Below are 23,935 nucleotides of genomic sequence, written 5' to 3' on the forward strand. Positions count from 1 at the left end.
TTCCGCACCGGGAACGGCGAATTTTCCCAATGAGGATATTTTTGTATTTTCAGTCAGCGGGATAAGGCGCTTGAATGCTGATATCCCAACCGATCTTTGTATTGTGTGTTTTATCGCCGGATTTTAACCTATCCCAGCGGCGGTGTGAAATTCCAGGTTTCACCCAGATACTCCTGTACTGCCAAGACCGCTTGAGCGAGGCAGGAAGCCGCATTTCCCTGCACAGGGCGCCATCGGTATCCTTCATCCTGCAAACGCGCCTTAAAACGCTCCTGCATCCATTCGCGGATGTGTTCGCCATCGCGAATGCCATCCTGTTCAAATGGCACGCTGTGCACATCCGTCAACAGGTACAGTCGGCGCGGATGATTTCCGGACATCACGGATTCCACGTCTGATGATCGTTGGCCCGTGTAGCGCTCATGCCAGATGCCGGTGGCGAAGGCATCGGTATCGGCGACCAGCAGCGGTCCGCTGAGACGCGCCTGGCGGTTTTCACGATCCTGTTGTTCGCGGGCGATGTCCATGAATTCAGCGCTCTGCCACTTCAGGTCCCCCAATTCCGGTTGCCATCCGTTCGGCTGCAGCTTCGCCTTCGCCATGGCCAGTTTTACCCAGGAGTATTCGCGTCCGTATTCCGCCACCCAATCGGTATTCTGGAATCCGGGCAGGTGTTGGCGGAAATGTTCAGCCAGATTTTGCGTCAGGGTGGTTTTGCCGGTGGATTCAGCGCCGACAATGATGATCCGCACCGACAACCATTCCTGCACTTCGGGAGCCAGAAAATTCCAGCAGGTTGCCGGGTTCTGCCGGACTCGGGTGCCGGAAACGGGATATACGGATCGCGCCTGATCGAGGCACACTGGGGCTGCATCAAAATACCGCGCCAGTTCCACGCCGTAATTTTCGGAACTGAAGACCGCATCAATCGGTAACGTTGATCCACGTTGTTGATCGGCGGCGACGATGGCTTGGTGCATCAAGCCGACATGGGCCTCCCAGATGGCGGCATTGTGATAATCGACCGGGATGTCATCCACGATGCCGTTGAACAGGATCTGTGGGAAATCCCTGAACGCCGCTCTGAGCCACTGCAGTCGCAGTTCCATCGCAATGTTTTCCCCGGAGGAGGGCATGACCACCACAGTCACCTGCCGGCAGTGACGGGCAGCGGTGCGGATCAGGAAGTGGTGACCGGCGTGCGGCGGATAGAATTTGCCGATAACCAGCCCGTGATTGAATTCGATCATAGGCCTGCCTTTGCGGATTCTTTGGAGACGTCCAGATCGTGTTTCCATGAGCGGTATCCACGGACACAGAGCAGCAGGAACACGGCGTAAAGTCCGGCAATCAGGTATAGCTGCTTGTAGGCATAAACCGGTACCGAAATCAGGTCGACACCGATCCAGAAAATCCAGTTCTCCAGCTTGCGCCGGTTGAGCAGCCATTGCGCCACCAGACTCAGTGCCGTAATCAGTGCATCGAAGACGGGAATGCTGCCTTTGGCCACCGTCAGAACGCTGAACAGGCTAAGGATGAGTAGACCGGTGATGATGGCGGTGTTCCTCCATTCCCGTTGGCTCAATGTTCCTACCGGTAACTCCGGTCCGGTTTTACCTTGCAACCACTGATGCCAGCCAAGCGCACCCAGCACGATAAACATGATCTGCAATCCGGCATCGGCAAACAACCTGCTTTCCCAGAACAGCCACAGCAATAGTGTGCAGTTGGCGATTCCGACTGGAAAATTCCAGATGCTTTTGCGCAGGGTCAGCCAGACACACCACAAACCGGTGGCGAAGCCGGCGATCTCACTCCCGCTCAGCCGGGTACCGGGAAAAATTTCGACGGACTGGTTAAGCCAGAGCAGCAGGTCATTCATGGGGGCCTTCAATTTCCGTCTATTGGGTGAGGGGGTAGTTGGTTTCCGTTAGGTATGCTAGGTCAGCATCCTGTTTTGTTCTAAGTTATCGGAACGTCGATAGTAATACACGATCCCGTTTTCTTCCCAGTTACTCTGCACAGTGACAGCGGGTCGATCATTTGGATGAATGTTCCACGTGGAACATCAGGTTGAAATCAGCAAGCCGAGTATGGGTGGGGGTGACTACATGTTCCACGTGGAATATTAAGAAATGGCAGCGATATTGCTCTTGAGTCCAGGCGGAAACCGGCAAACAATCAGCCATACCCTGTTACAGGCAACAAATCATGACAATGCCATTAATTCAACGGATGCCGGATCAAGGCTTGAAGTGGACCTTGCTTGCCTTGACCGTGGCGGTGTCGACCAGCTGCACCAGCCTGTCGCCGCAACAGCAAGCTGCCGGGAATACCGCGCAGTCTTCAACGGCGAGTCTTTCATCCGTTGCATTAAGTCAGGATGCCGCTGTCGACTGGATGTTGCAGCACAGCCCGCAGATGCAGGCGCTTCTGGCTGCCGAGATCCGTGAGCAGGGCGAGATCCGGCAGCAAGGACGTCTGGCCAATCCCGGCCTGACCCTGGCCCGCCTGAAGCGCGGCGGGGAAACCGAGACTGAACGCGCCATCAGTTTTGACCTGTTGGGAGTGCTGTCCTTGCCGGCGCGGATGAAGCTGTCTGACCGGCAGCTGGAGCGCAGCCGTTTGCAGTCGCGAATCAGTCTGATGCAGCAGGTGCTGAAGGTGAGGCTGGCCTGGACTGAGGCAGTAGCCGCCGAACAGCGGGCGCGGTATGCCGGAGATGTGGCTGAAACGGCACAGGCGGCCCATGAATTGGCGTTGCGCATGAAATCAGCAGGAAGCCTGAGTCAGCTGGATTCGGGCCGGGAAACGGCCTTCTGGCTCGAATCCGGGCTGATGAAGGAGCGAAGCCGGCAGCAAGCGCGATTGGTCAGGGAAAAGCTGGCGCTGGTGATGGGGGTGGCTGACCCATCAGGGCTGACGCTGCCGACGCAGTTGCCCGCCTTGCCGGAAGCCGCCATTCCTTCCGAATTACCGACGGACCTCACGGCGGAGCGGCTTGACATACTGGCGGCGCGCGCCGATACCTTGGCGCTTGTTTCCAACCTGAAACTGGGCAAGGCCACCCGGTTTGTGAATGTCATGGAGTTGGGGCTGAAGTCCAACCGTGCCGACGGGCAGCCGGAGCAGCGGGGGGCGGAAATCCGGCTGGAGTTGCCACTGTTTGATTTTGGCCGTACCCGCGTCAGGAATGCAGAATTGCAATACCGGCAGGTACTGGAAGAAGCGGCACAGACGGCGTTGAGCGCCCACAGTGAATACCGGTCGGCAAAGGCGGATATCGAATCCGGCTGGGCGGCGGCCCGTATTTACCGGGACGAATTGATTCCCTTGCAGAAGCACCTGCTCGACGAGGTACTGCTACGCTATAACGGGATGCTGGCGGACACTTTCACGGTGCTGACCCAGATCCGCGAACAAATCCGGACCCTCAATGACGGTTTGGACGCCCAGGAACGCTACTGGAAGTCCGCCGCCGTGTTCACTCATGTCAAAACAGCCCCCCTGCCTGCCGGAGAACAGCCATGACTTCACGACGCCGTTTACTGGGCGGCATGGGCGCCGCCCTGCTGGGTGCGGGGCTGGTATCCCGCAGCAAGGCCGATCAGATTCCGGCGCCCACCCGTCGCCACGATGCCGCCGCGCAGGCCAATCCGGTTTCCGGGCATCTGCCCTATCGCCCGGTGGTCACGCTGAACGGATGGACTTTGCCATGGAGGATGAAGGATGGCGCCAAGGAGTTCCATCTGGTGGCAGAGCCGGTGGAGCGGGAAATCGCCCCCGGCATGACGGCCCGGTTATGGGGTTATAACGGTCAAAGCCCGGGACCGACGCTGGAGTGCGTGGAAGGAGACCGGGTGCGGATTTTTGTCACGAACCGCTTGCCGGAACACACGACCATCCACTGGCACGGCATACTGTTACCTTCCGGCATGGACGGTGTTGGCGGCCTGTCGCAGCCGCAAATCAAGCCCGGAGAAACCTTTGTCTATGAGTTTGTAATGCGGCAATCCGGCACCTTCATGTATCACCCCCATGCCGATGAAATGCTGCAGATTGCCATGGGCATGATGGGTTCCATAGTCGTGCATCCGAAGAATCCCCGTTTCATGCCGGTGGACCGGGACTATATGTTTCTGCTGAACGCCTACGATATTGATCCCGGCAGTTCAGTGCCGCGTGCCTCCACCATGACGGAATTCAACCTCTGGACCTTCAACTCGCGGGTGTTTCCGGGCATCGACCCGCTGGTGGCGCGCAGCGGCGAACGGGTGCGTATCCGAGTCGGCAACCTCACCATGACCAACCATCCGATCCATCTTCACGGGCATATCCTGGAAGTGACGGCCACGGATGGCGGTTGGGTGCCGAAGTCGGCGCGCTGGCCGGAAGTGGTGGTGGATGTGGCGGTGGGCCAGATGCGGGTCATTGAATTCGTGGCGACGGCCGGGGACTGGGCGCTGCATTGCCACAAGTCGCACCACACCATGAACGCCATGGGGCATGGCATCCGCAGCACCTTGGGCGTATCGCAGGAAGGCATTGCCGACAGGATTGCTAAACTGGTTCCCGATTACATGTCGATGGGTGAAACCGGCATGGCGGAAATGAGTGAAATGCCGATGCCCCTGCCCGAAAACACCTTGCCGATGATGGCGGGGGAGGGCCCCCACGGGGCGCTGGAAATGGGCGGCATGTTTACGGTGCTGAAGGTGCGTGATGACCTCAAGCCCGGAGATTATGCCGATCCAGGCTGGTATGCGGCTCCGGCAGGCACCGTGGCGTGGCTGCTGGCGGATGAGGCCGGGATTCCGGAGCCTCAGTCCGCAGCACCCGCCATGCCGGAGAGTCCGACACCGGCTTTACAGGTGCGCAAACCGGGCGGGCATCAGCACTGATGCTCCTGATACGGGCATGGTGCCACCATGCCTGAGTAATTCTTACCTTCCCGCCATTACCGCAAAATCCCCGCAAATCCAGTCTGCACCTCATTCCCGCTACGCGGGAATGCCATTTTCGAATAAAAATTAATCACTTTTTGGGTTATAGGAGAAATCATTGGGACAGAAGTCCGCCTGCGTGTTTTCCAATCGCTTGTTTTGTCTGGATTTTTTGATTTGACGGATCAGGATTCAGGCTGGGGCCGTTGCCTGCGGACCCGGGTCTGGCACGTTTTTCAAGAATATTTTACGTAATACGTAACTGTAATATAAATTACATCATGGGTGTTTTTTGGTCGTTTTGGTGAGGCGCGGCATGATTGTGGCGGAATTCCGGCTATTCTCCAAAAAAACCGGCTTTTGCAACCGGACTTGTCCTGGATCAGCCCGGATGACCCAGCTGCCGGTAGAAATTGAAGGAAGCGCATTCCGGCTTCAGCCGGTAAAACGCAGCAGGACGTCCCGCGCCTTCCTGGGTGCTGTCCCCGGTGGCATCCAGAACCCCGGCTATTTCCAGTCGCCGCCGGAAGGCTTTCTTTTCCAGTTCCCGCCCCAGGACACTTTCGTAAGCGCGTTGCAATGTACTCAATGTGAAGCAATCAGTTGTGCCAGCATCACAGTGTACAACACCTTGCTGCGCAAGCGTTCCACGACTCTTGGCAATAATTCGGAATGGTCGAAGGCAAGGTTGAGCGCCAGCGCGTCGTCGAGGCTGAACCAGCGGGCGTCGTTGTCGGTGGGCGGATCAGCAAAAGGGCTCAGCGCAAAATAGAGCACGGTGATGGACCAGCTGCGCGGATCATAGGCGGCGAGAAATCAGGCTTCAGTCTGGCTGGCGGAGGTCATGGTTTTTTTCGCATGGATTCAGGGTGGCATTTTACCAGATACCCTACTCGTACACCCTGAACGGCAAGGGGCTGCGTTCACGATGCTCCCCTTTCAGCCGCATCATGCGTTGCAGGCCCACGACGATGGCGTAGGGAGCCGAACGCTGGATATAGTTGATGGCCCAGCCCGGCACCCGGCCGCCGGGATCCACATAGCCTTCAGCCTGAATGATGACTGTCTTTTCCGGAGTCGGGGTCAGCCGCACATACATGTCCTCGGCCTGCATCCGGATATAGCGGGGGGTGTCCGGCATCATGTCCGGAATGGCCTTGACCCGCAGGCTCAGGGAGCGGTTATCCGGAGTTTGCGGCTCGAAACGCATCAATACGGGAGCATCCCGGTCGGGCAAGCCGTGAGGCGCGCGATGCTTGAGATAGACATAGTAATCGGTGGCGGAAGATTTGCGGATCAGCCGGGAGTCGATGACCTCCCAGTACCATTTCTGGTAATTGCCGAAATCCAGCAGGATACGGATAGAGGACTCCATGGAGCCTTGCAGCACCGCCTCTACCTTGAAGGAACGGTAGCGTTTGCCATCCTCCTGCTTCACCCAGGTCTTGATGTTGTGCCGACGGTCATTCTTCACTAAATACCATTCGTTGGTCAGCTTTTGTTGCAAGGCATCCAGGTCATCCTCTTCATCTGCAGATGCCGGCAGGGACAGTGGCAACAGTGCGCCCATTAGCAACAGCGATGCGAACAATCTGGCTTTCATGAAGGCTCCTGAAAAAAATGGGACAGATTTCTGCAAGCGCTATTCTGCCAACAATGCAGGGTGATTACGTCATTAACCTGCTCCTCAATACCGACAGCGCCTATGAAACGGTGGGTGAAGAGGTGCTGACAAACCGCTGCAATCTATTACCGACGGTATACCGTAACGGGTAGCTGAGGGTGGAAGACAGCCTGGCGGTGATCCGGCAGCGGACGAGGTTTGATGTGTGAACCCCGGCCTCAGGAGCCGGGTTCCTGTGCCCTGATCTGTTGCAGCTGGTTGACGGTCTTGCCTAGTACGGATGTTTGTCCCTCCACCCGGACCCGCAATTTGTCCGGCCAGCGGAAAAACTGGTCCCGGGAAATGCAGAGGTAGAATGTTGCTCCCGACACCACGTCCGGTGCAGTCACCTGATAGTCACAACCGGCGGCAAATTCAGAACGTTGTTTGCTGACTTCCATTTCAGCCTGATAGGGGCGGCCGAACGTGCCGGTATAAAGCGCGGCAAAGCCATGCACAAAAGCCAGCCACAGCACGGTCAGGTAAAAAACAGACCGGATGCCCCCTGCCAGCAAGGTTTCAAAGGCACTGTCGGAGCTGACATAAAAACGCTGGGAGCCGTCTCGGTCTTCAATGGCCTTGGCCCCGATGACCAGGATAACCAGCAGGCTCAAGGCAAAAAAACCGCCGCCCTGGGTCCAGCCGTGATCCGGAATGAATTCCGCCTGCAGGCCGTATATGGCCAATATGAACGCAACCAGAATGATGCCGGTGATGATCTGGTGGATCGGCGTCGGTTCGCGATCCCCGTAGAGGAAGTGCCGCAGGGCCATGGCATTCAGCCTTGTTGATTTAGAAGTCGGTCTTGTTGTTGTGGATGCCGGCAAACGTGTCGCAGGTCACAGCTTTTATACGACAATTCCCGCCAAAAACAAACGGGAAGCCAACAATTCGGGCGGCCTTGAGCAGCCTTTCTTCCCCAACGACCGGAATTTGCAGACGAGCGGCAGCGCCGGGCGGCGGGGGTGGTAAGATGCGCTCCCGTTGACCAACCCCAGGTGCTGCTCATGGCGCTGAAATCGACTATTTTCAAGGCGGAACTGCACGTCAGTGATCTGGACCGGTCGTATTTCGCCAGTTTCAACCTGACCCTGGCCCGACACCCCTCTGAAACTGACCTGCGCATGATGCTGCGCCTGCTGGCCTTCACCTTATATGCCGATGAGCACCTGGAGTTCGGCAAGGGCCTCAGCAGCGAGGACGAGCCGGACCTGTGGCGCCTGAACTTGCGCAACGAAGTGGAACTGTGGATTGATCTGGGCCAGCCCGATGAAAAACGCATCCGCAAGGCCTGTCACCGGGCGCAGCAGGTGGTATTGCTGACCTATGGCGGCAGCGCGGCCGACATCTGGTGGAAGAAAAACGCTGACACCCTGACCCGTTTCGATAACCTGACCGTCATCAATTGTTCCCTGGCCGAGTCGGAAGCCTTGGGGGCGCTGGTGGAGCGCACCATGCAGCTGCAATGCACCGTCGATCACGGCCAGCTCTGGGTGTCCGCCGGTGACCGCACCGTTGAGGTGACGCCGGTGTACTGGAAAAAACCGGCGGCCTGACGCTTACAGGCTGTAGATCCAGCCTTTGTCGGCCAGTTCGGTCCAGTCGGCGGGAGCCTGCCAGTCCCGCACCCAGCCGGGGATGGCGTCGGCGGGCATGGGGCGGGCGATACCGTAGCCCTGCGCCAGGTCGCAGCCCAGCTTCAGCAGCGCCGTGCCGTGTTCAATGGTTTCCACCCCTTCCGCAATCACCTTGCGCCGGAAAGTACGCGCCAGCCCCACCACCGCTTCCACAATCGCCAGGTCGTCAGGATCTTTCATCATGTCACGCACGAAGGACTGGTCGATCTTCAGCACCCGTGTTGGCAGGCGGCGGAAGTAGGTGAGTGAGGAATAGCCGGTGCCGAAGTCGTCCAGCGCAAAGCTGACGCCCAGTTGTGAGCAGGTTTCGATGACGCCGGACACATGCTCGATGTTTTCCATGGCCGTGGTTTCCAGAATCTCCAGCTCTATCCATTCCGGCCGGATTTCCGGGAATTCCGCCAACAGCGCTTTCAGGCGGGGCACAAAGCCGTCCTGTTGCAGTTGCTCGCTGAAGACATTGATGCTGACCGGCAGTTCCAGCCCCTGCCGCGCCCACGTTGCACATTGGCGGAACGCCTCGTGCATCACCCATTCCCCCAGCGGCAGCGCCAGCTCGGAGTTTTCGATCATGGGCAGGAACAGGCCGGGCGCCAGCAGGCCTTTTTCCGGGTGCTGCCAGCGGATCAGTGCTTCGGAGCCGATGACAACGCCGCGCCGCATGTCCACCTTGGGCTGATAGTAGAGACGGAATTCGCCCGCCGCCAGGCCAGCCGAGGCCCTCGCCACCACGTCCCAGTAGGCGCGCAGCCGTTTGTCCTGTTCCGAGTCGAAGAGGTGGAAGCGGTTCTTGCCCGATTCCTTGGCGCGGTACATGGCCTGATCGGCATGGCGCAGCAAGGTGTCGGCATCGGTGTCGTCCTGCTGCGAAAAAAGCGCCACGCCAATGCTGGCCGAAACCGTGATGCTGGCCGTTCCCACGGGCTGTGGTTCGGCAATCACCGCCAGCACCCGTTCCAGCACCATCTGGCATTCTTCGGCGTTGCTGAGGTCATTCAGCAGCAGGACAAACTCGTCACCGCCCAGCCTCGCCACCGTGTCGTCGCCGCGCAGAACACTCAGCAACTGGCGGGTAATCTGTACCAGCAACTGGTCACCGGCGGCATGGCCCCAAGTATCGTTGACCGGCTTGAAACCGTCGAGGTCGAGATAGCAGACCGCCAGATGGCGGCCGCTGCGTTTGCTGCGGGCAATGGCCAATGCCAGGCGGTCGGCCAGCAAGCGGCGGTTGGGCAGGCCGGTGAGGGCGTCGTAATGGGCAATGCGGTCCAGCTCGGCCTCGTGCGCCTTGAGATGGCTGATGTCCGAAAAGACGGCGACATAATGACTGATGCCGCCTTGGTCATCGCGCAGGGCGTCGATGGCGATGCGTTCGGGATAGATTTCCCCGGATTTGCGCTTGTTCCACAATTCGCCGTGCCAGTTGCCTGCTTCGTCCAGCGTTTTGCGCAGTTGCCCGAAAAATTCAGGGGAGTGCAAACCGGATGACAGGATTTTCGGGGTCTGCCCGATGACCTCGTGACGCTCATAACCGGTGATGCGGCTGAAGGCCGGATTGACATCGACAATGCGTCGCCCGCCGTCGGTGATCATGATGCCTTCCTGGCTGCAGGCGAAGACGCTGGCAGCCAGCCGCACATGTTCCTCGGCCTGTTTGCGGGCGGTGATGTCCCGCGAGAGCATGATGTAACTGCGGGGTTTGCCGCTGACGGCCGCCTTGACCGAGGTGGAGAGTTCAAACCAGCATTCGCCGTGCGGCAATGACAACGGCATGATATGGCCATGCGATTGTCCGGCGGCGTCGACGTCTGCTTCGCGCAGCGCCGCCAGCACAATGCGGGCCGCCGTCGGCGGCAGCATCTCGGACACGGTGCGGCCGAGCAGGGCATGCCGCTTGGCGGACAGTTGCGCCGGGTCCCGAGCCCAGACGTTGAGGTAACGGCCCTCGGCATCCAGTTCGAACAGCAGGTCGGGAATGGCCTGCAGGGTGGCGTCCAGTTCGGCGTGGCTTTCCTGCAGGCGCTGCTCGGCCAGCTTGCGTTCGGAGATGTCCACGTCCAGGCAGTACATTTCCGGGTGGCCGTCGGCATTGGGCTGCATGGTGTGGCTGGAATAGACCCAGGCCGGGCTGCCGTCCTTCTTGCGCAGCACCAGCTCCCCGGCGGGTATGGGAATGCCCTGTTCCATCCAGCGCTGCACATCGGTGACGACGAGATCCCGCATTTCCGGGGGAATGATCAGTTCTTCCAGGGTGCGGCCCAGGGCTTCCTCGCGGGTATAGCCATAGAGCGCCGTGCTGGCGGGGTTCCAGTAGATGACCCGGCGATGACGGTCATAGCCCTGTACGGCAACATTGTTGACGGTTTCAAAAATGTCGCGGAAGCGGGCATCCTCCTGATGCGGGACAAAATTCTTGTAATTCATGGCTTATTGGAAGCTGACTGTCTCTACGCTAAACAATAGCACAAAAAAATCTGGGGATTGGCGAAGCTATCTTCCCTTCCCCTCAGCCGCGCCGGGATGCCGCTTGTCCGGGCGTGGTGTTTGCTGTTTGCGCCCCGACGGAAAAAACAGTATTTCTCTGACAGACAATCCGGGTGCACTCGCCTGCCGTTGCCGTGACAATTACAACAACCTGTCCTGAGACGCTGTCATGAAACCAGACCTGAGCCGCTTTCCCGGCGACAACGGCTTCCCCCTGATCGGTCACACGCTGGCCTTCGTCAAGAATCCCCGCGCCATGGCGGCCGACCGATATCGCCGTTATGGCGAGGTGTCGCGCATCAACATTGCCGGCAACAAGGGGGTGCTGCTGCTGGGGCCGGACGCCAACGAATTCCTGACCATGGACCGTGACAAGGTTTTTTCCTCACGCGCGGCCTACGAGCCCTTTCTCAAGGACACCTTCCCCGACGCGCTGGGGCTGTTCGATTTTGAGGAGCATGCTCACCAGCGACGCATCATGCAGTCGGCCTTCAAGAAGGACGCAATGCTGGATTACCTGAGCCTGTTGCAGCAGAGCGCGGCCGACGCCATTGCCGGCTGGACCGTGACTACACCCTTCCGTTTCGCGCCGCAGGTGAAGCTGCTGCTGTTCAACCAGGCGGCCTTGCTGTTCATGGGTGAAAGCCAGGGTGACGAGGCGGCGCGGTTGATCAACCATTACACCCAAGCGGCGGCGGGCACGGTGGCGCTGATCCGGCTGCTGATTCCGGGCACCAAATACTGGAAGGCGGTGCGCAGTTCGCTGCTGCTGCGGCAGATGCTGCGTGAGAAGATTCCCGGCAAGCGGGCCGATCCGGGCAAGGACCTGTTCAGCCATTTGTGTTTTGCCCGTTCGGAAGACGGTTAGCAGTTCAGTGACGACCAGATCGTCAAGCACATGCTGGGGCTGATGAGCGCCGCGCACGAAACCACCACCAGCGCCATTGTTGCCATGGCCTATGCGCTGGCGAAATACCCGTTGGTGCAGGAGCGGGTGCGGGCGGAAATGGTGTCCTTCGGCAAAGAGACACCCGCCTATGAGGACCTGGAGGCGATGAGCTATACCTCGCAGGTGTTCCAGGAGTGCCTGCGTTTGTGGGGTTCCTCGCACACCATGCCGCGCAAGGCAATCCGCGATGTGGACTACAAGGGGCATACCATTCCGGCCGGGGCGATGGTGTTCATCAGCCCCTCATTCGTGCATGTGATGCCGGAATTCTGGGAGCAGCCGGAGCATTTTGATCCCGACCGTTTTGCGGCAGAGCGCAAGGAGCACCGGCAGCACCGCCATCTGTACATGCCCTTTGGCGGCGGCGCACACAAGTGCATCGGCATGCATCTGGCGGAAATGCAGCTGAAGGTGTTTTTCTTCAACCTGTTGCGTCGTTACCGCTTGGCGCTGCCCGATCCCGATTACGTGATGAAGACCAAGTACGTGCCGGTGCCGGAGTCGGCGGACGGGTTGCCGCTGTTGCTGACGCCGTTGTAGGCAGGCGGCTCAGTCGTGGTGGAAGGTCTTGTTGACGATCCGCCACTCATCGTCGATTTTCATCATCGCCAGATATTCGGTATAGCGCAGGGCCTGGAACAGGTAGCGGGTGCGGACGCAGGCGATCTGCCCGATCTGGTCGATGCCGTCGATGCGCATGTCGTAGTCTTCATCCAGCATGATGGGCGGCGACATGTGCTTGAGGATGTTGAGGTATTCGTGCAGCTTGATGGTGACCTTGTCGCCTTCGTAGTAGCCGAAAATCTCCGCCGTGGGCAGGAAGACTTTCTGGATCAGGTCGATATTGCCTTCGTGCAGTCCCTTGAAATAGGCGTTGATCTGGGACTCGATGGCTGCAAGTTCTGACATGGGACCTCCGGAGTACCCGCCAGACAGAATCCGGGCGGGGAAACGCATCATTCAGGCAGTATCGCCCCGGAAGGCATCCGGCTCAATCCCCCTGAAGGGTTGACCGCAGGATTATCGGTGCGGACATCCGTGTCCCGTGAATCTACTCTTCATCCATGGTGCATTCATAACTGCCCGGCTCATAGCGGCAGCGCACCTTCTTCATCAGCGACATCATCCGTGTGTCGTAATAGCCTTCCCGCGTCAGCTGGATGCGGGAGTCGCGCATCATATGCAGGTATTTCTCCTGCTCGGCGGGTGGCAGGTCCAGCCAGTAGCCCGCCGGGATGGCCTGTTCCTGCTTACGGATGTAGCTGACCGCCTTGTCGATTTCCACCAAGGCGTATTCCCGCAAGCGGCTGATGCGGGCGTCCAGATCGGGAACTTCCTTCAGCAGGCGTGTACGATTGATCAGCAGTGTCCCGGTGACCTGAGTCAGTGGCAGGCGGTAGATGCCGCCGTATGCGCCCATGCCTTTGTCCAGCTCCAGCGGCTTTACCGCCAGCGCCGGGGCCATGATGATGTCCACCTCACCGTTGTTGAACCTGTTGCCGAAGCTGAAGTAATCGCTGGACACTGCCCGTGCGCCCAGGCGCTGCACAATCAGGCTTTGCGGCTTGTCGAAATCCAGCACCGCCACCTTTTTGCCCAGCGCCTTGTCAATGCTGTCGATGTGCCGGTTGTTGACCATGACATAGGATGCGCCCAGCGGCATGACGGTGACCGCCTGGAAGTCGCCGCTGATGGTGAGCGGATTGATGCGCGGGTGGTCCAGCGCGGCGGCAATGGCCTTGATGTGCCGGTAGTCCGGTGCTGCGCCGATGGAGTCGATGCTGCCGATGAACTTGTTGAACGGCCGCGCACGCAACGTCGACAGCGCGACGCCATCACACTGGCCGGCCTTGAATTCCTCGGCGGCGATGCGTTCGTCAGTATAAGAGCGGATGTTGAGGTGAATGTTCCATTGCCGGGCATCCAGTGCCAGGTCTTGGGCGTAGCGGCTGATGTCGCCGCGCGCACCCTGAATATCGAAGACGCACAGCGTCACATTCAGCGGTTTGAGGAGCGGCGTGTCCTTGCCGGCGGCGACCGCAGGTCCGGCGGTGAGGGCGATACTGGCGGCCAGCGCCAGACCGGCCTGCCACAGGGCGGGTTTCCGGGAAATTGAACGTACCATGATGCTTGACCTCGTTTTGCTATGGAGTCGCTTGCCGCAGCAAACGACGGAATCACCTTAGCACTGACATATGTCAAAACCGGGAATCCTGTCTTTTTGTTCGACAGGATGTGGCGTAAAAGGTCAAATTTTGGGAATTGGCGAGGAGAATGGAACGGGGGTGCTATTTCCCGAAGAGCTTGTGGAGCAGTCCTTTCAGCGGGTTGCTTGGGCGGGAAGCGGCCTTCTTGCGGTTTGGGGCCGGGTTACCGGAGCCGGATTCCGGACGGCTTTCCAGCACCTTGCCCAGTGCTTGCAGCGCCGGGTTGCCGGGTTCGGCGTCCAGACCGGCGCGCAACAGCGACCGGGCTTCACTGCGGTCCTGACGGTCCAGCGCCTGCTGCGCCAGCCCCCGGTAAACCTCGGCGATGCGGTGCAGGCCGGTCATGGCCTGCGGGTGTTGGGGCGACTGCGCCAGCACCTGCCGGAAATAATGCACGGCGTTGTCCTGAGCCGGTTGGGACAGCCGGTTTTCGGCAAAACGCTGTTCCGCCAGCGCCAGCCATTGCCGGATTTGCGCCTCGCGGACCTTCACCAGCCCGGCTTTGGCCGACGCATTGTCCGGGTCCAGTTGCAACGCCTGCCGGTAGAAATAATCAGCATTGTCGGCGGCCGGGGACACCAGCCGGCCTGCGGTCAAATGCTGATCGGCCTGATGCAGCGCCTGCCAGACCTTGACCTGCCGCGTCACGCCCGGCCCGCCGACAGCCAGCAGACCCGCCACCCCCACCGCCAGCAACGACAGCCGCGCGCGCCGTGACAGCGTGGGCAGACGTGCCGGGATGCCGATCCCGGATTTGGCCGGTGGCCGGTCCAGCGCATCCAGGGCGGCCAGCAATTCACGGCAACCGGCAAAGCGGTTGGCGGGCTCCTTGGCCAGCAGGCGGTCGAGCAGCGGCTGGTAGCGCTTCAGGGCGTCCGGCAGCCGCGGCGGTGTCAGGTGCAGGTGGTTGCCTACGGTCTGGGCATAGCTGTCGCCCCGGAAGGGGTTTGCGCCGGTCAGCATTTCCTGCAGCATGACGCCAAGGCTGTAGAGGTCGGTGCGCGCATCAACCGGCTGGCACTGCGCCTGTTCCGGGCTGCTGTAGGACGGGCTGCCGACGACAATGCCGTCCTGCGTCAGTTCGCTGTCGATGCCCAGGTCCTTGGCGATGCCGAAGTCGGAAATCACCACCCGTTCGGCGTCGCGGAACAGGATGTTGGCGGGCTTGAGGTCGCGGTGGATCAGTCCCTTGCCATGCACCACCTCCAGCCCTTCCGCAATCTGCCGCAGGATGGCCAGCGCCCGTTGCGGGGTGAATACCTGTCCCTTGAACTGCGACAGGTCGCCGCCGCCGACGAATTCCATGGCCAGATAATAACGTCCGTCCGGCAACCGGTTGATGTCGTGGATGGTGATGATGGCGGGGTGGTGCAGGGACGCCACCAGATGCCCTTCGTTGATGAAACGCCGGTTGAAGCTGTCGTCATCGGCGCTGAGCAGCACCTTGATGGCCACCTTGCGCTTCAGCGAATCCTGCGTGGCCAGCCAGACCTCGGCCATGCCGCCCCGGCCCAGCAGGCCGTGCAGGGTGTAGCCGGGAATGTCGGGCGGAGTGGCGTTCATGGGTCGGTCGGGCTGCGTGCTGTGGGGGTGGAACGGTCCGGGCGGCGTGAGGCCGGATTCAGCCGCGAACATTAGCAGGTTGACGGTCAAGAAGGAAACGGCGGCCGGAACTGAAGGCGGCTGACCCGGGAATTTTTCGGTCGCCGCCGACGCCGGGTGCTACCATACGCCGATTGATCCCGTCTTCATTTGTCCTCCGGAATGCCTGCATGATTGCCCTTGGCCAGTTCAATACCCTGAAAATTCTCAGCCAGACCTCCACCCATTGGTTGCTGGACGATGGTGACAGCGGAGAAATCCGCCTGTCGAAGCGGGATGCGCCGCGTGACTGGCGGGTGGGGGACGAGGTGCCGGTGTTTGTGTACACCGGCGAGGACGGTTATCTGGCCGCCTCGACCCGCACGCCGTTGGCCAAGGTCAACGAAGTGGCCAGCCTGACGGTGCTGGAAGCCAGCCGCGACGGCATCTGGCTGGATCTGGGACTTGAGGAGGCGGTGTTCATGCCCCGCGCCGAGCAGCAGCAGCGGCTGGAGCCGGGCTGGCGCAGCATGGTGATGATGACGGTGGATGAGCGGCTGGGACTGATTGCCTCGGCGCGGCTGAATGACTTCCTGGACGACGAGGCGACCGGGCTGGCCGCCGGGGAAAAAGTGGAGCTGGTGGTGGCGTTGCGCACCGATCTGGGTTTCAAGGCGGTGGTGAACAACCGCTATTGGGGCATGCTTTACGGTGATGAAGTTTTCGAGCCGTTGCGTATTGGTGACCGCCGTGACGGTTATATCAAGCGCCTGCGCAGCGACAACCGGCTGGACGTGTCGCTGGCGCCGCCGGGCTATGCCAAGGTGGACGGCGCGGCGGCGCTGGTGCTGCGGTGGCTGGAGATGGCGGGCGGCTTCCTGCCTCTGGGCGACAACAGTTCGCCGGAATCCATCCATGCGGAATTCGGCATCAGCAAGAAGGTGTTCAAACAGGCGATCGGGGCCTTGTTCCGGCAGCAGCGCATTGTCATTGAGGAAGACGGGATTTCGCTGCCGAATTGATTGGATTCCCCGTCACCGTTCGTCGGTCATTCGTCTGAGGGCGGCGCTGACACTTTGACAATCATCGAATTATTCTGTAATTTGACGGTCATCGAACTATGATGACCGCTCCGCCCCGGAGCGTCCGGAGGCAACCCCATGCAGCAATCCATCCTGATTATCGGCGCCGGTGCCGTTGGCCAAGTCTATGCCTGGCATTTCGCCCAAGCCGGCCATGACGTACACCTGTTCCTGAAAGCGAAGCATGTGGCGGAAGCCGAACGCGGCTTCACGCTCTATGACCTCAATCGCGACCGGAAGCGCCGCAATCCCATGTTGTTCAACCAATTCACCTGTCACAGCGACTGGTCGGCCGTGGCGGCGCGCCGGTGGGACCAAGTGTGGCTGTGCATGTCCAGCGCCGCCTTGGCGCAGACCGATTTGCAACCCTTGGTGCAGGCGATTGGCGACGCCACGGTGATGGTGCTTCAACCCGGCCCCGATGACATCCGCCGCGTGCAGCAAGCAGTGGGGGAGCAGCGTGTGGTGTCTGGCATGATTACCATGATGAGTTACCACGCCCCGCTGGCAGGCGAAACCGTGCCGACGCCCGGCATTGCCTTCTGGATTCCGCCGCTGGCGCCGATGGCGGTGGACGGCCGCCGTGACCGCGCCGATGCCGTGATTGCCACCCTGAAACATTCCGGCATCCGCGCGGCTTACCGGCCCGGATTCAATGACCAGGGCATGCACGCCACCGGCTTCCTGATGGTGTTCCTGGCGGCGCTGGAGTTGAGCGGCTGGAAGTTCCGGGCCATGGAGCGGACGCGTTTGCAGACGATGAAAGCGGCGCAGGCGGAGGTGCGGGCGGCGCTGGCGGGGCGTTACGGCGTCAAGGGGCCGTGGCTGCTGTCCTGCGTGCCCGCCGCGCTGATTCCCCCGGCCATGACGCTGTCGCGCCATATGACACCGGTGGATATCGAGGTGTTTCTGGAGGCGCATTTCTCGAAGGTGCGGCCGCAGACGCTGGCCTTGCTGGACCAGTACGCCGCGCATGCTGCCGAATTGGGCCTGCCGCACACAGCGCTGGACAGCCTGCGGGCGGAGCTGGCGGCGGTCAGCCACGGTCCGGATTGAACGCTCTCAGGGCTGCCTTTGTTCAATCACGGGTGTTTCCGCCCTTTCCACCCCGGAGGATGCCAGCTTGCGCAGCGTCCCGATCACATCGTCCGGTAGCAGTATGTCCGCCGCGAATAGACTGATCATCAGCACCGGCACCACGGCGGCGGAGTAACGGAAGCGCTGCTTCAGCCCGTTGAGGGGAGAGCCGCTAGCCGGAGGTTGGCTCCAGTCCCGCCACTGCTCAAGTTGGCGTTGCACTTCGCGCAGGTGCCAGCCGCCGATCAGCAGGAACAGCGGGATCAGCAGGTCCGTGAAATCGAGGCGCTCGTCGCGGCACATCAGTGCCAGCATCAGCACGGCGACCGCCGCCAGCACCGGCGGTATCTTGCCGAGGATGCCCAGCAGCTTCTCACGGTCGGCAGCGGAGACGGGCGGCCGGTCGAACCTGTCCGCCGGCACACCATCAGTGGCGGCCGTGTCCGTCGCCCAGGCCAGGGGGAAGCGCCAGCCGTTCTTTTCCGCGTCGCTCATGTGCAGTCGCAGTTCCAGACCGACCGCCTCGGGCCGGACGCCGGCGGGCAGCGGCGGCACCGACAGCGAGGAGGACCAGTGTGTGCCGTCGCGGCCGCTGTAGGTATTGCCGGGCAGGGGGACGGCCTGCAGTGAGGCCGGGACGCCGCGACCAGTGTGGCGGCTGACCCAGTGCAGGCTGCCTGTCAGCTTCTGTCCGGGCGGCCAGGTGCGGTTGAATTGCACCGACAGCAGGCCGGGCCGTCCCGGCAGCAGGTCACACGCAGGCTCCAGGAGCGGTTGGCCGAAGCGTTGCCGCAGGCGCTGGTGGCGCACCCAGATCACGATCATGAAACCGCCCACTGCAAAGAACACGCTGTAGAACAGCACCATGCCGAACAGCGCCGGCAGCGGCCAGCCCGCCCCCAGCATGAAGTAGGCGTGCAGGCTGATGAAGCCGTTCCAGACTAGGACAAAGGGCAGGGGCGGCGGCGGGGTCAGCGGCGTGGCGGCAGGGGCGGTCGGCTTCATGGCGGCGGATTCGGACGTGTGGGGAGGCGGAATGCCGTGTCCGGGATCATGGATAGTGCGGCCGCCATCGTCAATAGCGGCAGGCCTAGTCGCTGACCCGCCCGCGCAGTGCCTTGACCTGGCCGCGCTGCACCTTGCCTTCCACCCGCCGCCGTTGCGAGCCGCGCGTGGGCCGGGTGGGGGTACGGGGCGGTAGCACGTGCGTGGCCAGGGTCACCAGTTCCTTCAGGCGTTCCAGGGCGTCGTCGCGGTTCTGCTCCAGGCTGCGGAAGCGCTGCGCCTTGATGACGATGATGCCGTCGGCGCTGATGCGGTGGTCGCGGTACTGACGCAGCATCACCTTGACGCTTTCCGGCAGCGCCGAGGCATTGATATCGAAACGCAGGTGCACCGCATTGGACACCTTGTTGACGTTCTGCCCGCCCGAGCCCTGCGCCCGGATGGCGGTGAATTCGATGTCTTCCGGACGCAGCAGCTCGGCGGCGGGGCGGTGCAGGGGCATGGACGGGGAGTCTTGGCGGATATGGCCGGAATCATGCCTTGTCGTTCGGGGGAAAACAAATTGTATTGAAACGGCTGGCAGACCGCGCCGCTTTCCGCGATATTCGGTTATGGGATGAGACCGGTGTGTGCTTGATGCCCGTCAACCCTCAAAACAACAACAGCCAATATGAATATTCGGGAGCGTAGCGGATGCTAACGTGGCGTCAACGTCTGGCGGCGGTGCTGGAATGGAGCGTGGTGGACAAGAGCATCATCCTGATGGTGATCCTGCTTTCCGTCCTTTCAACCTATATGCTGGCCCTGGTGTACGTCCTGGCCCGGTCCGACCGTGAGCGTCTGGTGGATGTCCCGATCACGGAGCAGTTGCTGGCACTGGAATCCGGCATGGCCCTGGGTGCGCTGCTGATCATCGCGGCCGGCCTGTGGCTGCGCCGCCGCTTGCCGGACTTCCTGCCCCTGCAGCATCTGGCCACCCAGTATTACACCTTGACCCTAGTGTTCTGCAGTTACTTCGTGGGCACCATGACCTTCTGCACGGGCGTGGTGTTGCTGGGTGCACCGGTGTTCGGCTTCATTTTGCTCAACCGCCGCGTGGTGTGGTATGCCACGGCGTCGGGCACCGTGTCGTTGCTGGCGTTGAGCTATGCCGCCGGTTTCGGGTTCATTCCCTATGCGCCGATGGTGGTGCCGCCCACTGATGCCACCGGCAACCTGTTCTGGATCAATGCTGTCTTCCTGTTTACCGCGCCCCATTTCATTGTAATCATCCTCTTTGCCGACCTGACCCTGAACTGGTGGCGCAAGCGGGAAGACTATGTGCGCACGCTGAGCCTGACCGACCCGCTGACCGGAATTCCCAACCGCCGCAGCATTCTGGACATGCTGGACAAGGAGGTGGCGCGCACCACCCGTCATGGCCCGCCACTGAGTGTGCTGCTGCTGGATCTGGACCACTTCAAGCGCATCAACGACACCTGGGGGCACCCCGCCGGGGACCGCGTGCTGCAGGAAACCGCCAAGGTGCTGCGCAACGCCATCCGCCAGTGTGACGCCGTGGGGCGCTATGGCGGCGAGGAATTCATGCTGGTGCTGCCCGACACCCGGCTGGACGGGGCGGTGAAACTGGCGGAGCGCTGCCGGGTGCAGCTGGCGGCGACGGTGGTGACGGCAGACAACGGCGAGCCGATTCCGCTGAGCGGCAGTTTCGGGCTGGTGAGCAATGAACTGGACTTGGGCGTGGACGCCGAGGCGCTGATCAAGGCGGCGGACAATGCCCTGTACCGCGCCAAGGCCAACGGCCGCAACCGGGTGGAAGCGCTGGCGCTGCAAGCGCGGCCGACAACCTGAACCCGCTTGTTACGGGGCCGTCATGATGCTGCGCCATGGCGCCCTGTAAACATCCCTGAGTACCGTGCCCGTCCGTGATTTGGTCATCTGCGCTGCGTCAGCCGGGCATTTGCCCTCGGCCTGATAGCCCAGTGCGGTCGCCAGCATGGTTTCCTGGCGTTCACCCAGATCATGATTCAGGTCGTCGGCGGCATAGCAGGCCGGCATAAAGCCTTGGGTCGGCACGCTTTGCGACATGCTGTTCTCGCCCTTGAAGCGGATGGCGAAATACGCTTTGGCGCAATTGTCGGTCTGGTTAAACCCATAGGGCTTGCCACAGGTTTCACCGCCAATCCGGATAACGGGGATGAAAGGCGACAGTCCGTTGATGATGGCTTCGCTGGCCGAACAGGTGCCGGAAGCGGTCAGCACGAAGACGCGTTTCAGGTTCAGCATTGGCAGAGGCTGGTTATGGAAGTCCGTGGTCTGGAACATGAAATTCCGGTTTGAACGGGTGTGCTTGTCGTTGAAGATCAAGCGATTGAACACTTGGCCGGTGGTTGCCTGTCCGGCAATCATGGTGGCCAATTGTGAGGCGATGTACAGGTAGCCGCCGCCGTTGTAACGCAGATCCAGAACCAGATCATCAATCCCGGCAGCCTGGAACTGTTTCATCGCGCTGACCAAGGGGTCGGTGGCGGTGTAAATATGATCGTTGAACACCAGATAGCCGACTTTCTGTTTGCCGGCGGTGGTGATGACGCTGACATGGGAAACCGGCTTGTGCACGATTTCGGTTGAACTCAGGGTCACCGGCCGGGTGACCCCTTGATGCGGGTTATAGACTTCAAAGGTGTTCAGTGTATTGGCCTGCCGTGGATACAGGGCGGCAATGAAATCGCGTTGGGTAATGGTTTGCAGGGCATTGCCGTTGATGGCCGTCAGATAGTCGCCGCGTTCAATGCCCTGGCGGGCGGCGGGGGAGTCCGGTTCGACGTATGAGGCCCGCACCGCATTATCATGGCTGTCATTGACCCATTCCACACCGTAGCCGGTGTTGATGCCGGACTCCTGGAAGGCGTCCACTTCGGCCTGGTCGGTGACAAAACTGAACCGGTCCTTTGGGCTTACCAGCAGGGCGTAAAAGTAGTCGCTGGAGTTGACGAAATTACTTGGGGGCACATCCACAATTTCGCGGTACCACAAATAGGCGTCATCCAGATGCGCCCGCACCCAGGACTTTTCGTTTTCAGCCAAACAACTTTCGGTGGTGACACACATGCCGTTTTGCCAAGTTTGAGAAGCCGGGCAGCTCAGGGACGGGAAAGCGCCCGAGGCGTTGTTGCCGCTGGAGCCGCCGCCGCAAGCCTGCAACATCAGGCTGATACATAGCCACAATGCGGTTTGAAAAAAGCAGTGGCGCGAAAAGTCGTGATCAAGCGGCATGGGGGGAGTCCGTTCCGGAGACATGTCTTGGCATTTTATCATGTCATGGGGGTATCTTTCGCCTTTGCCGGGAAGTGACGTGGGTAAGTTGACGGTTATTCGGATTCCGGTAATGATCCGGGTTCCAGACCTTTTTCCCTTGCCGGAACGCCATGCCCCGAGTCAACCGCACCAACGCCGACAGCCCGCAACCGCCGCAGCAACGGGTGAAGCCGGTGCAGGCGCGTTCCCGACTGAAGATCGACGCCATTCTCGACGCCACCGCCGACCTGCTGCAACATCACGGCGTGGATGCCGCCACCATCCTGGCCATTGCCGCGAAAGCCGGGGTGCCGCCAGCCACGGTTTATCATTATTTTGAAAACCGGCTGGCTATTTTCGCAGCGCTGGCCAAGCGCATCATGGATGTGGTGGATGCCGACCTGCTGACGGTTCTGGCTGAAAAGCTGGACGAGCCGGAACCGGATTTCCGCACCATCCTGCAAGGGCTGTTCAACGCCTACTCGCAAGCGCCCGGTTATGTGCCGGTGCTGACCGCAATGCGGGCGGAACCGGCGTTGCAGGCGTTGGTGCGGGAGTCCAACCAGCGGTCGGCGGCGTTCATTGCCGGGCTGCTGCTGCACCGCACGCAGTTGACGCCGCAGCGGGCGCAGCGCATTGCCTGGATGATCAGTGAGAGTTGCGAGACGGTGCTGGAGGAGGCGCTGACCTCTGCTCCCGAAGAGGCGGTGGCGTTGCTGGATGAGCAGAGCGTTATGGTGGAGGTGTTGTTCCGGCATTATGCGCAGGTTTAGACCGCTTCCGCCTCCATCCCCACCTCCGCCGCCGGCTTCACCCGCACCACCCAAAACCACCCCAGCAAACTCAGCCCTGCCGCCGCCCCGAACACCGCCGGGGCCCCCAGCGAATTCCAGGCACAGCCTGCCGCCCAAGCCCCCAGCGAAGCCCCCACCCCCCACGCCATTCCGTAAACCGCCTGCCCCTGCCCCCGGTGCGCCTCCCCGAAATGCAGCGTCACCAACTGCACGCTGGCGGCATGCACGGCCGCAAAACTGGCAGCATGCAGCAACTGCATCGTCACCAGCACCCCCGGATGGTCCACCCCCAGCCCGATGCCCCACCAGCGCCCGGCCGCCAGCAGCATGGCCCCCAGCAATACCGGCCGCGCGCCCCAGCGCCCCAGCCAGCGGTGCAGCCGGGTAAAGGCCAGCACCTCCGCCGCCATGCCCAGCGCCCACAGCGCGCCGATGGACTGGTGAGAATAGCCGTGCGACTCCAGAAACAGGCTGTAGAAGGCGTAATACGGCGCATGCGCCGCCTGCAGCAAAAGGCCGCCGCCCAGAAACGCCGCCACCTCGCGACGGCGCAGCACCGCCCACACCGAGCCCCGCTGCCGCACGGGGCGGGGGCAGGGCGCATCCGGCACGCTCAGGCTTACCAGCCACGCCAGCAGCGCCGCGCCGCACAACACCAGCGGCAGCCATTGCAGCGAGACATGGTCGAAAACCACCCCCAGCCCCGCCACCATGGCCATGAAGCCCAGCGAACCCCACAGCCGGATGCGGCCGTATTGCGTGCGCCGTTCCGCCAGATGCGCCAGCGTCACCGCTTCGAACGGGGCCATCACCGCATTCTGGAAGAAGGTGCAGGCCAGCAGCCACAGCGCCAGCCACCGGTAGTCGGTGGTAAAGGCCAGCGCCAGCCACAGCAGCGCCAGCATGAACACACCCAGCCGCACCACCGCCAGCCCGCGCCCCGAACGGTCGGCCAGATGTCCCCAGAAACAGGGCGCCAGCAGCCGGGGGATTACCGTGACGGCCATCAGCTGCCCGATCAGCGCCGGGGAGAAATGCAACTCCCGCGCCAGATACAGGTTCCAGTAGGGAATGAAGCCGCCCAGCAGCGCCAGGTAGGCCAGATAGAAACCGGACAGCCGCCAGTAGGGAATGGCCGGGGGGGAATTCAGCACATCGTCGCCTCCTCTTCAAACCCGGGAGTTATGCGGCAGGTTGGATAAAGCTGACTGTATAT

The 23,935-nt window shown here is 61.2% G+C and carries 23 protein-coding genes and 1 pseudogene; 10 read left to right on the plus strand and 14 right to left on the minus strand.

The genetic code is table 11. The annotated features are described in order from the left end of the window. Positions 1–128: 128 nt before the first annotated feature. Positions 129–1,250, minus strand: a complete 1,122-nt coding sequence (locus Q7T36_RS16365) for an AAA family ATPase (protein WP_304851165.1) — start codon at positions 1,248–1,250, stop codon at positions 129–131. Beyond that, positions 1,247–1,882: a nicotinamide riboside transporter PnuC gene (gene pnuC / locus Q7T36_RS16370; protein WP_304851168.1), complete on the minus strand. Its 636-nt coding sequence runs from the start codon at positions 1,880–1,882 to the stop codon at positions 1,247–1,249. Before pnuC ends, Q7T36_RS16365 begins: the two co-directional genes overlap by 4 nt. A gap of 329 nt (positions 1,883–2,211) precedes the next feature. On the opposite strand from pnuC, the gene Q7T36_RS16375 reads away from it, so the two are divergent. Both Q7T36_RS16375 and Q7T36_RS16380 read left to right on the plus strand, forming a co-directional pair. Then, positions 2,212–3,531: a TolC family protein gene (locus tag Q7T36_RS16375; RefSeq protein ID WP_304851171.1), complete on the plus strand. Its 1,320-nt coding sequence runs from the start codon at positions 2,212–2,214 to the stop codon at positions 3,529–3,531. Then, positions 3,528–4,901: a multicopper oxidase family protein gene (locus tag Q7T36_RS16380; RefSeq protein ID WP_304851173.1), complete on the plus strand. Its 1,374-nt coding sequence runs from the start codon at positions 3,528–3,530 to the stop codon at positions 4,899–4,901. The genes Q7T36_RS16375 and Q7T36_RS16380 overlap by 4 nt, the downstream gene beginning before the upstream one ends. Positions 4,902–5,325: 424 nt before the next feature. Here Q7T36_RS16380 and Q7T36_RS16385 read toward each other — a convergent pair whose 3' ends face one another. The 4 genes from Q7T36_RS16385 to Q7T36_RS16400 form a co-directional block, all read right to left on the minus strand. Further along, positions 5,326–5,532 (minus strand): hypothetical protein, encoded by a 207-nt coding sequence (locus tag Q7T36_RS16385; protein ID WP_304851176.1) that lies wholly within the window; start codon positions 5,530–5,532, stop codon positions 5,326–5,328. Continuing rightward, positions 5,529–5,720, minus strand: coding sequence for a hypothetical protein (locus Q7T36_RS16390; RefSeq protein WP_304851180.1), 192 nt, complete (start codon positions 5,718–5,720; stop codon positions 5,529–5,531). The genes Q7T36_RS16385 and Q7T36_RS16390 overlap by 4 nt, the downstream gene beginning before the upstream one ends. 112 nt (positions 5,721–5,832) lie before the next feature. Then, positions 5,833–6,546 carry a hypothetical protein gene (locus Q7T36_RS16395; protein ID WP_304851183.1) on the minus strand — a complete coding sequence of 238 codons (714 nt, stop codon included), beginning with the start codon at positions 6,544–6,546 and terminating at the stop codon, positions 5,833–5,835. 239 nt (positions 6,547–6,785) lie between these two features. Further along, a complete protein-coding gene (locus Q7T36_RS16400; RefSeq protein WP_304851186.1) occupies positions 6,786–7,379 on the minus strand; it encodes a hypothetical protein in 594 nt (197 codons plus the stop codon). Between Q7T36_RS16400 and Q7T36_RS16405 the strand changes: the two genes are divergently transcribed. Both Q7T36_RS16405 and Q7T36_RS16410 read left to right on the plus strand, forming a co-directional pair. Then, on the plus strand, positions 7,378–7,578 hold the full coding sequence (locus Q7T36_RS16405) for a hypothetical protein (protein ID WP_304851189.1): 201 nt from the start codon (positions 7,378–7,380) through the stop codon (positions 7,576–7,578). The two genes, Q7T36_RS16400 and Q7T36_RS16405, sit on opposite strands and share 2 nt — an antisense overlap. Positions 7,579–7,613: 35 nt before the next feature. Next, complete coding sequence (locus Q7T36_RS16410) at positions 7,614–8,162, plus strand: YaeQ family protein (RefSeq protein WP_304851192.1); 549 nt, start codon at positions 7,614–7,616, stop codon at positions 8,160–8,162. A gap of 3 nt (positions 8,163–8,165) precedes the next feature. On the opposite strand, the gene Q7T36_RS16415 is transcribed toward Q7T36_RS16410, so the two are convergent. Next, entirely contained in the window at positions 8,166–10,667 is a 2,502-nt protein-coding gene (locus Q7T36_RS16415; RefSeq protein WP_304851196.1) for an EAL domain-containing protein, read from the minus strand. A gap of 229 nt (positions 10,668–10,896) precedes the next feature. On the opposite strand from Q7T36_RS16415, the gene Q7T36_RS16420 reads away from it, so the two are divergent. Together Q7T36_RS16420 and Q7T36_RS16425 are read left to right on the plus strand one after the other, a co-directional pair. After that, positions 10,897–11,595: a cytochrome P450 gene (locus tag Q7T36_RS16420; protein ID WP_304851200.1), complete on the plus strand. Its 699-nt coding sequence runs from the start codon at positions 10,897–10,899 to the stop codon at positions 11,593–11,595. Positions 11,596–11,610: 15 nt separating this feature from the next. Beyond that, positions 11,611–12,216 (plus strand): annotated as a pseudogene (locus Q7T36_RS16425) (cytochrome P450); the annotation flags it as partial. Between the two features lie 9 nt (positions 12,217–12,225). On the opposite strand, the gene Q7T36_RS16430 reads toward Q7T36_RS16425, so the two are convergent. The 3 genes from Q7T36_RS16430 to Q7T36_RS16440 all read right to left on the minus strand — a co-directional run bounded on the left by Q7T36_RS16430 (position 12,226) and on the right by Q7T36_RS16440 (position 15,446). Continuing rightward, entirely contained in the window at positions 12,226–12,585 is a 360-nt protein-coding gene (locus Q7T36_RS16430; protein ID WP_304851203.1) for a nuclear transport factor 2 family protein, read from the minus strand. A 142-nt stretch (positions 12,586–12,727) separates the two neighbouring features. Further along, positions 12,728–13,801, minus strand: coding sequence for a putative solute-binding protein (locus tag Q7T36_RS16435; RefSeq protein ID WP_304851206.1), 1,074 nt, complete (start codon positions 13,799–13,801; stop codon positions 12,728–12,730). Positions 13,802–13,964: 163 nt separating this feature from the next. Next, positions 13,965–15,446, minus strand: a complete 1,482-nt coding sequence (locus Q7T36_RS16440) for a serine/threonine-protein kinase (RefSeq protein WP_304851209.1) — start codon at positions 15,444–15,446, stop codon at positions 13,965–13,967. A 209-nt stretch (positions 15,447–15,655) separates the two neighbouring features. Between Q7T36_RS16440 and Q7T36_RS16445 the strand changes: the two genes are divergently transcribed. Together Q7T36_RS16445 and Q7T36_RS16450 are read left to right on the plus strand one after the other, a co-directional pair. Further along, the gene (locus tag Q7T36_RS16445) at positions 15,656–16,486 is read left to right on the plus strand and encodes a S1 RNA-binding domain-containing protein (protein WP_304851212.1); all 831 of its coding nucleotides are present in this window, start codon (positions 15,656–15,658) and stop codon (positions 16,484–16,486) included. Positions 16,487–16,624: 138 nt separating this feature from the next. Next, positions 16,625–17,602 carry a ketopantoate reductase family protein gene (locus Q7T36_RS16450; RefSeq protein ID WP_304851215.1) on the plus strand — a complete coding sequence of 326 codons (978 nt, stop codon included), beginning with the start codon at positions 16,625–16,627 and terminating at the stop codon, positions 17,600–17,602. Between the two features lie 6 nt (positions 17,603–17,608). On the opposite strand, the gene Q7T36_RS16455 is transcribed toward Q7T36_RS16450, so the two are convergent. Beyond that, a complete protein-coding gene (locus tag Q7T36_RS16455; protein WP_304851218.1) occupies positions 17,609–18,628 on the minus strand; it encodes a hypothetical protein in 1,020 nt (339 codons plus the stop codon). Between the two features lie 85 nt (positions 18,629–18,713). Next, positions 18,714–19,130: an alternative ribosome rescue aminoacyl-tRNA hydrolase ArfB gene (gene arfB / locus Q7T36_RS16460; protein ID WP_304851221.1), complete on the minus strand. Its 417-nt coding sequence runs from the start codon at positions 19,128–19,130 to the stop codon at positions 18,714–18,716. A gap of 191 nt (positions 19,131–19,321) precedes the next feature. On the opposite strand from arfB, the gene Q7T36_RS16465 reads away from it, so the two are divergent. After that, on the plus strand, positions 19,322–20,479 hold the full coding sequence (locus tag Q7T36_RS16465) for a diguanylate cyclase (protein ID WP_304851225.1): 1,158 nt from the start codon (positions 19,322–19,324) through the stop codon (positions 20,477–20,479). A 9-nt stretch (positions 20,480–20,488) separates the two neighbouring features. Here the strand turns inward: Q7T36_RS16465 and Q7T36_RS16470 are convergent, their stop codons facing one another. Beyond that, a complete protein-coding gene (locus Q7T36_RS16470) occupies positions 20,489–21,904 on the minus strand; it encodes a S41 family peptidase (RefSeq protein WP_304851228.1) in 1,416 nt (471 codons plus the stop codon). 152 nt (positions 21,905–22,056) lie between these two features. Here Q7T36_RS16470 and Q7T36_RS16475 point away from each other — a divergent pair, with 152 nt between their 5' ends. Beyond that, entirely contained in the window at positions 22,057–22,698 is a 642-nt protein-coding gene (locus Q7T36_RS16475) for a TetR/AcrR family transcriptional regulator (protein WP_304851232.1), read from the plus strand. Here Q7T36_RS16475 and Q7T36_RS16480 read toward each other — a convergent pair. Beyond that, complete coding sequence (locus tag Q7T36_RS16480) at positions 22,695–23,873, minus strand: MFS transporter (protein WP_304851235.1); 1,179 nt, start codon at positions 23,871–23,873, stop codon at positions 22,695–22,697. The genes Q7T36_RS16475 and Q7T36_RS16480 overlap by 4 nt on opposite strands. Between the last annotated feature and the right edge of the window lie 62 nt (positions 23,874–23,935).

Origin of the sequence: Fluviicoccus sp., assembly GCF_030646115.1 — a bacterium.
Lineage (GTDB): Bacteria > Pseudomonadota > Gammaproteobacteria > Pseudomonadales > Moraxellaceae > Fluviicoccus.